Here is an 11,147-nt window from a genome sequence, read left to right on the forward strand (position 1 = left end):
CCGCCGACAGCGGACGTGCAGATGATCGCGGCAGTCGGCTCCTCAGCCGAGATCGGCGAGTGCCTTCTCCACCCGGTGCTGATCCGGCACGTCAATTTGGCGAAACAGGGCCAGTGCCCGGACCCAGTGCGAGCGTGCCGCAGCCGGATCGATCGGACGCAGACAGTGCGCGATGCCGTCCAACGCCATGGCCTGCTGATGCCGGTGATTGACCTTGGTGGCGTCCTGCAACACCCGCCGGAAGAGGTCCAACGCGCTTTGGTACATCGCCCTGGTCCAGCAGGGCCAGACCCAGCAGGTTCCTTGACGCGCACTGACCGATCCGATCACCCGCCTCCCTTATCGCGATCAGCGCCTGGCGGTGCAACGTTGCCGCCGATTCCGGCCGCCCCGCATCCCGTTCGATCATTCCGAGCCCGTTGAGCATGTCTCCTTCGTCGAACCGGTTGCCGACCTGACGATGCAGTCTCAGTGCCGCCAGGAGCAGCCGAAGGGCCGGGCCGGAATCCCCCAATCGATACCTGATCAGGCCGATGTGACCCATCGAGTTCGCCATCTGCCGAGTGTCTGCGGCCTCTCGGGCCAACGCTAGGTGCACTCGGCCGAGCCAGAGGGCCTTCCGGTAGCGCCCCGCGTTGAGCAACATGCAGGTGGTGTTGTTCAACGTGATCATCTGGGTGCCAGGATCGCGGTCCGGAATGATCCGGCTGACCTCGTCGAGATATACCGCAGCCTGCTGGTGGTCGCCGTTGGACGAGTTCGACGCGACCAGGTTCCAGATCATGTTGGCCAGTCGCCCGTCGGGCTGCTTGCCCCGGGTAAGGTCCACAGCCCGTTGAAGCAGGCGTACGGCTTGCCCGAACTGTGCCCGCCGGAAATAGGCGGAGGCGAGGTAGTTCAGCACCAGGGCCACGGCTGACTCCTCGTGCAGACTCTCCGCAGCCCGCAGGCCGACGGTGTGCATCTCGGTCAGCTCGTCGATCTGACCGCCGTTGAACAGGGGACGCCAACAGGCCAACGCCAACTGCCAGCAACGTCGCGGAAAGATGCTCTCCGCCATCCTGCACAGCGCGGTCAACGCGCGCCGATTCTCGTCCACCCAGGCCGGCCCTTGCGCCGCACACACCTCGACCAGGTCGGGACGAGGCGGCTCGGGCAGAAGGAAGTCCGGCTTGCTGCCCGCCGACTCGATCCTCCGCGCGATCGAAGCGGCCACGTGTAGGTGATGGTCGAGCAGCCGCTCCAGGGCGTGCTCATGCTCGGTCTCGCCGCCCTGCCCTGTCAGGAGCGTTCGGGCGTACTCGCGGACGAGGTCATGGAGCCGGTACCGCCCGGGCTCTGGTTCCTCCACCAAGTGCGCGTCGACCAACTCGTCGAGCACTTCCTGGGCCTCCGCGAGCGGCAGGTCGGCGAGCACGGCGGCGACGGTGCTGTCGAAGCGTACGCCCGGGTGCAGGCCGAGTCGCCGGAACATCCGCTGCGCCTCAGGCGTCACCTGGGCGTACGAGAGGGCGAAGGCATCGCCGACGGACCGTTGCCCGGCGGCCAGTTCGGCCAACGGGTCGCTGGTGTCGCAAAGACGCACGACCAGATCGGCGATCCGCCACCGGGGACGGTGCGCCAGCCGCGCCCCGGCCAGCCGGATCGCCAGCGGCAGGTGACCACAGTGGCGTACCACCTCGGCCGCGGCCTCCGGCTCCGCCGCCACCCGAGCCTCACCCGCCGCCCGCCCGAGCAGCTCGACAGCCTCCGCGCTGGTGAGCGTCGCAATCGACGACGGGCGCCCCTCGTCGAGACCCACCAACCGGCGACGGCTGGTGACCAGGGTGAGGCAGTCGGGTCCGCTGGGTAACAGCGGTGCCACCTGCTCGGCGCTGGCGGCGTTATCGAGCAGGATCAGGGCACGGCGGGGCGTCAGCTCAGTCCGCCACATCGCGAGCCGGTCGTCCGTATCCAGCGGAATCCGCTCCGGGGGGACACCGAGCTGCCGCAGCAGGGCAGCGACTGCGGCGGTTGTGGTGAGCGGGCTCCGCGCGCTGTGTCCGTGCAGGTCGATGAAGAGTTGGGCATCGGGGTACCGGTCAGCCAACCGGGCCGCGACGTGCACCGCGAGAGTGGTCTTGCCGCTTCCCGGCATCCCGTCGATGAGCTGGATCCGGGCCTGGTCCTGCTCGATCTCCTCGACCAGTCGCGCGATCGTCTCCTGCCGCCCAGTGAAGTCGCTGATCGCACGGGGCAACGCCCGGATCGGTGCCAGCGGGCGAGCCTCCGGCACGGTCACCGCCAGGTCTCCGGCGAGGACCCGCTGGTGCAGTTCCTGCAGCGCGGGCCCGGGCTCGAGGCCGAGTTCCGCCGTGAACCGCCGCCGACCCTCCTGGTAGACGGTGAGGGCGTCGGCCTGTCGACCGACACCGGCCAGTGCCAACATGAGTTGCCCGCGCAGCCGTTCCCGTAGGGGCTGGCGGGCGACCGTCTCGGTCAGTTCGTCGATCAGGTCGGCGGCCAGACCGAGCCGCAACTCAATGTCCACGCAGTCTTCGAGCGCGTCCAGCCGCCGCTGGTCCAGCGCATGCGACGGCGACCGGACGTGCTGGCCGGTGATCCCGTCGAGCGCCGGTCCGCGCCAGAGCGCCAGACCGGCCCGGAAGTGCCGCCGCGCGTCGGCGAACCGACCCGCCGAGCGGGCCGTACGCGCCGAAGTCAGCTCGTCGGCGAACACCTCGGCGTCGAGTTCGCCCGGCTCCGTACGCACGCGGTAGCCCACCGGATCGGTGACGATGACCTCCGGCGGGATGCCCAGCGCGGCGAACCGCTGCCGCAGCCGCGACACACAGGTTTGCAACTGTGCCCGTGCCGTGGCCGGCGGATCTTCCTCCCAGATCGCATCGACCAGGTCGTCGACCGGCACGATGCGATTCGCCCGCAGCAGCAGCACCGCGAGTACGACCCGGTCCCGGCCCGCCGTGACGGTGGCTTCGCCACCACCGACGCGCAGTGGCCCCAGGATCTGAAACCGCATCCACTCCCCCGCCTCGCAACACGGTGCAACCCGAGCAGGGTAACTAGGTGGTCACACGAGTCCACACCGGGCCGATAGCGATATGAGAGCGGATCGACAGCGCGCGTCGGCACACTGTGGCCGGTTGCGGCTGGCCGCAATCGACGGGGGCGGTGCGCCCGCTCGACAGGGCGGGCGCACCGATGTCGAACACCGCTGACGGATCAGCGGCGACCGATGCTGAGGACCGGCTTGGTCACCTCGGCGAAGAAGTCGTTGCCCTTGTCGTCGACCACGATGAAGGCCGGGAAGTCCTCCACCTCGATCTTCCAGACCGCCTCCATGCCGAGTTCCGCGTACTCCAGAACCTCGACGTGCTTGATGCAGTCCTGCGCGAGCCGGGCCGCCGGCCCACCGATCGAGCCGAGGTAGAAGCCGCCGTGCTGCTCGCAGGAGCGGGTCACCTGGTTCGACCGGTTGCCCTTCGCGAGCATCACCATCGAGCCGCCGGCAGCCTGGAACTTCTCCACGTAGGCGTCCATCCGCCCGGCCGTGGTCGGGCCGAACGAACCGGAGGCGTACCCCTCCGGGGTCTTCGCCGGACCGGCGTAGTAGACGGCGTGGTCGCGGAGGTACTGCGGCATCGCCTCGCCCGCGTCCAGCCGCTCGGCGATCTTCGAGTGCGCGATGTCACGGGCCACCACCAGCGGGCCGGTCAACGACAGACGCGTCTTCACCGGGTACTTCGACAGCTCGGCGCGGATCTCGTCCATCGGGCGGTTCAGGTCGACTCGGACCACCTCGGTGGCGTCCAACTGCCCCTCGGTGACATCGGGCAGGTAGCGGGCCGGGTCGGTTTCGAGTCGCTCCAGCCAGACACCCGACGGGGTGATCTTCGCTACCGCCTGGCGGTCGGCCGAGCAGGACACCGCGATCGCCACCGGGCAGGACGCCCCGTGCCGGGGCAGCCGCACCACCCGCACGTCGTGGCAGAAGTACCGCCCACCGAACTGCGCGCCGATGCCGAAGTTGCGGGTCAGCTCCAGCACCTCGGCCTCCAGCTCCAGGTCCCGGAAGCCGTGCGCGGACATCGAACCGGACGTGGGCAACGCGTCGAGGTACTTGGCGCTGGCGTACTTGGCGGTCTTCAGGGCGTACTCGGCGCTGGTGCCGCCGATCACCACGGCCAGGTGGTACGGCGGACAGGCCGAGGTGCCGATCAGCCGCAGCTTCTCGTCCAGGAACTGCATCATCCGCGTCGGGTTCAGCAGCGCCTTGGTCTCCTGGTAGAGGTACGACTTGTTGGCCGAGCCGCCCCCCTTGGCCATGAACAGGAACTTGTACGCGTCCGGGTGCCCATCCGGGTCCTCCGCGTACAGATCCACCTGGGCCGGGAGGTTGCTGCCGGTGTTGCGTTCCTCCCACATGGTGAGCGGGGCGAGCTGGGAGTAGCGCAGGTTCAACCGCGTGTACGCCTGCCACACACCCCGCGAGATCGCCTCGGCGTCGCTGCCGTCGGTGAGTACGTGCCGACCACGCTTGCCCATCACGATCGCGGTGCCGGTGTCCTGGCACATCGGCAACACCCCGCCGGCCGCGATGTTGGCGTTGCGGAGCAGGTCGAGCGCCACGAACCGGTCGTTCGGCGAGGCCTGCGGGTCGTCGACGATCGACCGCAGCTGGGCCAGGTGCGCCGGACGCAGGAAGTGCGCGATGTCGTGCATCGCCTCGGCGGTCAACGCGGTCAGCGCCGCCGGGTCCACGGTGAGGAAACGCCGACCACCGGGCCCGTTGACGACGTCGACGCCCTCGTCGGTGATCAGGCGGTACTCCGTCTGGTCGGGACCGGTCGGCAGCAGGGGGGCGTACGAGAAGTCCACGGCACTGCTCATGACCGCACTCCGCTTCGCTCCGCGCCGCCATGAGGCACCGCCGCACTGCGCTGATTATTCGCTCGCTGGCGCTCGCTCATGACGACACTCCGCTCCGCTGCGTGCCGCCATGAGGCCATCACCGCACCGAGTTGATGATTCGCTCGCTGGCGCTCGCTCATGACCGCAAAGCCTAGGGCAGGCGGGTCGGTCGGTCCCACCCGCCGGGTGGGGTGGTGGGGCGTTGCACTCGGCCGCCCCGCCGACCGGCTCACTTGCCGGAATCGGGAGCCGTGCAGAGTTCGTTCTTGGGGCCGCAGCTTTCCTGGGGCTGCGGCACCTGCCCGGTACCGGCGGGACCCGGTACTCCCCCGTTGCCGTCGCGTGCCGGGTCGCCCGTGGCGCCGAAGCGGACGTACCCGATCTCGCGGCCCTCGCCGATCACCATGCCGGCGGGGCCGACCGCGAGGGCGTTGGCGGAGGTCCGCAGCACGACCAGTTCCCGGCCGGTACGCGGATCGAGCGCCACCAGCCGGTTCGGTTTCTCGTCGGTGAGCACGGTCGCGTACGGGGTCAGCGCGGCGCCCGTCTTCTCCCCGGTGGGCCGGTTCCACCTGGTCCGGTCGGTGCCGAGTTCCCGGCCGGAGACGGTGTCCCCGTCGGCGGTCCGCACCACGGCGTACCGGTCGTCGACTGCCAGTACCCGCTCCCCCTCGGCGGCCACCAGCAGCAGCCGCCCGTCGTAGCCGTCGAGGACCGTCTCCCGGCCGTCGGGCGCGACTCCGATCAGCACGTTGCGGGCACCGTACGGGTCCTCCCGCTGCACGCAGCCCGCGCTGTCGGCGGTCCGCAGGTTGATCCCGGACCGCCGCCACGCCTCCTGGCCGGTGGCCGGGTCGCGGCCGGTGATGGCGAAGTAGCAGTTGCCGTCCTGCGAGCGGGCGGCGATGTGCAGCAGGCGCCCGCCGATCACGGCCAGCCGCTCGTCCCGGCCGGGCTCGACGTTCTGGAGCACCCGGCCGGTGGCGGTGTCGACCACGTGCACCCGGCCGTCGACCGGGAACCCGAGCAGCGGCGGCACCGACTCCGGGCCGGCCACCTCCTCGTGGATGCGGTTCGTGCCGAGGCGGCGGGTGTCCAGCAGGTTCGGGTTGTCGGCGAGCAGGCCGCTGCTGACCCCGGGCAGGAACGCGGTCCAGATCGGGGCGGTGCCGCGCGGGTCCCAGGCGCTCAGCGTGCAGTCGGTGGCCTCCACGCAGCGCGCGTCGAGCAGCAGGTTCCGGTACGTCCAGACGGCCACCGCGTCGTCGTCGCGTCGTCGCGTCACGCCGGTGCTCGGGTCGAGGACCTCGTACCCCTTGACCAGCAACTTGCCCACGGCGACGACGGACTCCGGGCCGACGCCGGCCACCGCGCTCCAGTCGGCCTTGCGTTCCCAGAGCTGGGAGCCGGTGGCCAGGCTGCGGGCCTCGACGCGGGTGCGCTGCTCGACGATCACCGCCTCACCGGCGATCGTGACGCTGCGCGGGGTGCCGCCGATGCGCTGCTGCCACTGCACATCAGGGGAGGAGATGGGCTGTCGCCGGTTCACCCAGTCCCACATGGTCGGGAAGGGGTTCCAGACGCCGGTCGCGGCGAGCGCCACCACCGTGGCGAGGCCGAGCAGCAGCCAGCCACGTACGCCGAGCCCGCTGCCCTTCGCCACCGGATCACGGTAGCCACCCGCGCCCCCAACCGCCCGCACCACCCCGCGTGTCGTGAAAGGAAGGGACCCTTGCTAACGCCTCCGGTGGTAAAAGGGTCCCTTCCTAACCGCACACCGCGACCGCACACCGCATCCGCACACCGCGACCGCGCACGGCGGCAGCACACGGCGGCCGAACGCGGCGACCGAACGCCGCGACCTCATGCGGCGGCACCTCCCGCGCCGACCGAACGCGGGCGGCCGGTCGGGGCGAGCACCGGCCACAGGATCAGCGTCGCCGTGGCCGACGCCGCGCCGGCCAACGCCATCACGAGGCCCGGTGCGAGCACCTCGCTGAGCGCGCCCGCACCCGCCGCAGCCAGCCCCTGCATCGCCATCATGCCGGTGCTCACCAGCCCGAACGCCTGCCCACGCCGGCCTTCGGGCACCGCGTCGAGGAACCGTCGGGCCAACCCGAGCTGGTAGGCGAAGCCTGCGGTCGCCACCGCGAACAGGGCTGCCGCCGGCACCAGCGACGGCCGGGCCACGAACGCGAGCATCGGTACGCCGAGCAGCAGCGCGAGCCAGGGCGTCCACCGTTCCCGCCGGGCCGGCGCGACGAACCGCCCCACCAGCAGGTCACCGACGAGCATGCCGCCCGCCCCGGCCATCAGCAGTACGCCCGCGCTGGCGCCCGGCCCGAGGTCGGCCGCGTACGGCACGGCCACCCCCTCCGCGCCCACCAGCAGCGAGCCGGGCAGCCACTGGGCGAGCAGCAGTCCCCGGATCCGCCGGTCGGCGAGCAGGCTCCGGTTGACCCGCAGGGTCTCGCGTACCGCCCCGCGCGCCGGCTTGTCGGTCGTCATCGGGGCGTAGTGGATGCGGGCCGGGCGTCGGGTGAGACCGGTCCGCACCAGCAGCGCCGAGAGCCCGCAGGTCACCGCGGTCAGCCAGAGAGCACCGTACGGGCCGACGAGCCCGAGCAGCAGCCCGCCGACCGCGAACCCGGCGACCTGGGTCCCGCCGGAGGCGACCGAGAGCAGCGAGCGTCCGAGCACGTACGCGTCGCCGTGCAGCACCTCGGGCAACAGCGCGGTGCGGGCGGCGTTGCTGACCGGGCCGAAGAGGGCCACCACCGCGACCAGCCCGAGCATGGCCGACGGGGAGAGCGCCCCGACGGCGAGTACCGCCACCATGACCATCCGCAGCAGGTCGTAGCCGACCATCATGGCTCGGGCCGGCCACCGGTCGGCCAGCGCCAGCAGGAACACCCCGCCCAGGGCGTGCGGCAGGAACCCGGTCACGTACGCCAGGGCGGCCAGCAGGCCGGACCCGGTGCGCTCGTAGACGAGCACGGACAGGGCGAGCATCTTCACCGTCTCGCCGATCATGAAGACGCTGAAGCTGGCGAAGATCACCCGGAACTCGCTGACGGCGAAGACGTCCCGGAACGTCGCCGGACGTTCGGCAGCCCCCTGAGCTGCGGTGGTGCTGGTGCTGTTCACGCCGGCAAGCTTCGTGCGCGTACCCGGTCCGGCTCTATCCTTTCGCCAGGGAACGAAAGGTCGTGGTATGCGGATCGAGGTGACCCCGGCCGACCTGGCGGCGAGCCGGTTCGCCGTCTCACCGCTGGGTGAGACGGTCTCCGCGCTGCGGCTGCTGGCCGGGCTGAACAGCGCCCCCGGGCTCGCCCCCTGGGTGGCCCGGCAACGGCCGGTGTACGAGCGGCTGCGGCGCGAGCTGCCGGAGGTGGGCGCGCTGCTGGCGCTGATGCGCCGGGGCGGCTACAACGCCGACTTCATCCATCCGCCACCGGCCGACACCGCCCAGGACTTCGCCGACGAACTGGCGGTGGTCCGGGCCACCCCGCTCGCCCAGGCCCGGGACGAGCTGGCACGCAACCTCGTCGCCCCGCACACCACACCCCCCGGGTACGCCCTCCGGATCTACCGGTCGCCGCACGTGGTGGACCTGCTCGCGGACGCGATCGAGGCGGCCTGGACGACACTCGTACAGCCGGACTGGCCCCGCCTGCGCGCGGTTCTCGAACGCGACCTGCTGCACCGGGCCGGTCGGCTGCTCGCGTACGGCTGGGGTGCGGCCATCGCGGGCCTGGACCCCCGGATGCGCTGGGTGCCCGGTGGCGACGTGGGCGCCATCGAGGTCGACGACCCGCTCCAGGAGGAGACGCACTCGCTGGCCGGGCGGGGACTTCTCTTCGTCCCCACCGTATTCGGCATCCTGATCAAGTACCTCGAACCGCCGTGGCCGTTCGCGATCGTCTACCCGGCCTACGGTGCGGCGGAACTGCTCGGGCCACCCGATCCGAGCCGCCCGGACGACCACCTGGACCGCCTGCTCGGGCGGTCCCGGGCGGCGGTGCTGCGGGCGCTCGCGCTGCCCGCCACCACCAGTCAGCTCGTCGCCCAACTCGGGCTGAGTCTGGGCGGGGTCGGTGACCACCTGACCGTGCTGCGCGGGGCGGGCCTGGTCAGCCGGGTACGTTCCGGCCGGGCCGTCCGCTACCGACGCACCCCGCTCGGCGACGCCCTCGCCGAGCGCTGACCACTCCCGCACCGTCGCGTGCAGCGCGCCCGGATGTAAGCAGGGGTCCCTTCCTATACACCAGGCGTTAGCAGGGGACCCCTCCTTACATCAGCACCCCTCCTTACATCAGCACCCGCTGGGCGGGGGGGGCTCATGCGACGGCGGAGCGGACCAGGGGGAGGACGCGGTAGGGGATCTGCTCGGCGAGCGCGATGATCGTCGAGGCGCGGGTGATCCCCTCGTACGCCACGATCTGGTCGATCACCCGCTGGAGGTCGGTGTTCGACCGGGCCACGATCCGGCAGAGCACGTCGCCCGAGCCGGTGATGGTGTGCGCCTCCAGCACCTCGGGGATCGCCGCGAGGTGGCGGGTCACCGGGTCGTGCCCGAGCCGCTGGCTGATCTCCAGCGTGACGAAGCTGGTCACCGTGAAGCCGAGGGCGGCGGGCCCGAGGTCCGGTCCGAAGCCGGCGATCACGCCCCGGCCGACCAGCTTGTCCAGCCGGGCCTGGACGGTGCCCCGGGCCACCCGGAGTCGGCGGGAGCACTCCAGCACGCCGATCCGCGGTTCCTCCGCGAGCAACTCGATCAGTCTCGCGTCCAGCGCATCGAGCTGTACAACCTGTCCAGGGTTCATGCGTGAACACCATACCGTTTGCGCAACCTGACCAGCGCAGGCGGAGAGTGTTGCCCAGTGAGCCCGCTCACCGCGATGCTCGCAGCAGCAGACGACCCCGTCGGCCCACGAGGCCGGCCGGTACGCAAGGGAGGACACCATGACCCAGGCGATCGACCGACCCCAGTCGACCGAGGAGGTCGACGTCGACGCCCTCGTCGGCGCCGTCGACCACGACACCAGCAAGGACCCGTTCCCGGTCAAGGGCATGGACCACGTGCGCTTCCTGGTCGGCAACGCCAAGCAGGCCGCGCACTACTACTCCACCGCGTTCGGCATGACCTGCGTGGCCTACCGGGGCCCGGAGCAGGGCTATCGCGATCACGCCGAGTACGTGCTGACCAGCGGTTCGGCCCGGTTCGTGCTCACCGGGGCGGTACGTCCCGACGCCACCGGCACCGCGCACGTGGCCCGGCACAGTGACGGTGTCTCGGACATCGCGCTGGAGGTGCCGGACGTGGACGCCGCGTACGCGCACGCCACCGCCCAGGGCGCGACGGGGCTGGCCGAGCCGCACGACGTCACCGACGAGCACGGCACCGTACGGCTGGCCGCCATCGCCACCTACGGCGAGACCCGGCACACCCTGGTGGACCGTTCCCGGTACACCGGCCCGTTCCTGCCCGGTTTCGTCGCCCGCAAGCCGATCGTGGACCGGCAGCCGATGATCGACGCCGGGGTGCAGCCCAAGCGTTTCTTCCAGGCGGTCGACCACGTGGTCGGCAACGTGGAGCTGGGCCGGATGGACGAGTGGGTCGAGTTCTACCGGCGGGTGATGGGCTTCACCAACATGGCGGAGTTCGTCGGCGACGACATCGCCACCGACTACTCGGCCCTGATGAGCAAGGTCGTCGCGAACGGCACCCGCAAGGTGAAGTTCCCGCTCAACGAGCCGGCGGTCGCCCGGAAGAAGTCGCAGATCGACGAGTACCTGGAGTTCTACCAGGGTCCGGGCGCGCAGCACATCGCCGTCGCCACCAACGACATCCTGGCCAGCGTCGACGCGATGCGCGCCGCCGGGGTCGACTTCCTGGACACCCCGGACTCGTACTACGAGGACCCGGAGCTGCGGGCCCGGATCGGTGAGGTCCGGGTACCGATCGAGGAGTTGAAGTCCCGCAAGATCCTGGTCGACCGGGACGAGGACGGCTACCTGCTCCAGATCTTCACCAAGCCGGTGCAGGACCGCCCGACCGTCTTCTTCGAGCTGATCGAGCGGCACGGCTCCCTCGGTTTCGGCAAGGGCAACTTCAAGGCGCTCTTCGAGGCGATCGAGCGGGAGCAGGAGAAGCGCGGCAACCTGTAACACTGTCCAGCGTGACCCAGCCTCCCGTGCACCCGTCGCCGGCCGGCGGGCCTACGCCCCCGGCC

Annotated in this window: 6 protein-coding genes and 1 pseudogene; 2 read left to right on the forward strand and 5 right to left on the reverse strand. The window is 71.0% G+C overall.

The features are described 5' to 3' along the window. Nucleotides 1–42 precede the first annotated feature (42 nt). The 4 genes and pseudogenes from EYA84_RS04015 to EYA84_RS04030 all read right to left on the reverse strand — a co-directional run bounded on the left by EYA84_RS04015 (nucleotide 43) and on the right by EYA84_RS04030 (nucleotide 8,058). Nucleotides 43–3,019, reverse strand: a pseudogene (locus EYA84_RS04015) (BTAD domain-containing putative transcriptional regulator). 203 nt (nucleotides 3,020–3,222) lie between these two features. Next, nucleotides 3,223–4,890 (reverse strand): fumarate hydratase, encoded by a 1,668-nt coding sequence (locus EYA84_RS04020; protein WP_131051638.1) that lies wholly within the window; start codon nucleotides 4,888–4,890, stop codon nucleotides 3,223–3,225. Nucleotides 4,891–5,140: 250 nt separating this feature from the next. Next, complete coding sequence (locus tag EYA84_RS04025) at nucleotides 5,141–6,574, reverse strand: PQQ-binding-like beta-propeller repeat protein (RefSeq protein ID WP_131051639.1); 1,434 nt, start codon at nucleotides 6,572–6,574, stop codon at nucleotides 5,141–5,143. A gap of 200 nt (nucleotides 6,575–6,774) precedes the next feature. Then, entirely contained in the window at nucleotides 6,775–8,058 is a 1,284-nt protein-coding gene (locus tag EYA84_RS04030; RefSeq protein WP_131051640.1) for an MFS transporter, read from the reverse strand. 67 nt (nucleotides 8,059–8,125) lie between these two features. Between EYA84_RS04030 and EYA84_RS04035 the strand changes: the two genes are divergently transcribed. Continuing rightward, entirely contained in the window at nucleotides 8,126–9,118 is a 993-nt protein-coding gene (locus EYA84_RS04035; RefSeq protein WP_131051641.1) for a helix-turn-helix domain-containing protein, read from the forward strand. Nucleotides 9,119–9,251: 133 nt separating this feature from the next. Here the strand turns inward: EYA84_RS04035 and EYA84_RS04040 are convergent, their stop codons facing one another. Then, nucleotides 9,252–9,737: an Lrp/AsnC family transcriptional regulator gene (locus EYA84_RS04040; protein WP_131051642.1), complete on the reverse strand. Its 486-nt coding sequence runs from the start codon at nucleotides 9,735–9,737 to the stop codon at nucleotides 9,252–9,254. A 139-nt stretch (nucleotides 9,738–9,876) separates the two neighbouring features. Between EYA84_RS04040 and hppD the strand changes: the two genes are divergently transcribed. Further along, complete coding sequence (gene hppD, locus EYA84_RS04045; protein ID WP_131051643.1) at nucleotides 9,877–11,082, forward strand: 4-hydroxyphenylpyruvate dioxygenase; 1,206 nt, start codon at nucleotides 9,877–9,879, stop codon at nucleotides 11,080–11,082. The last annotated feature ends 65 nt before the right edge of the window (nucleotides 11,083–11,147 follow it).

Origin of the sequence: Verrucosispora sp. SN26_14.1 (genome assembly GCF_004307965.1) — a bacterium.
Classification (GTDB): Bacteria; Actinomycetota; Actinomycetes; order Mycobacteriales; family Micromonosporaceae; genus Micromonospora.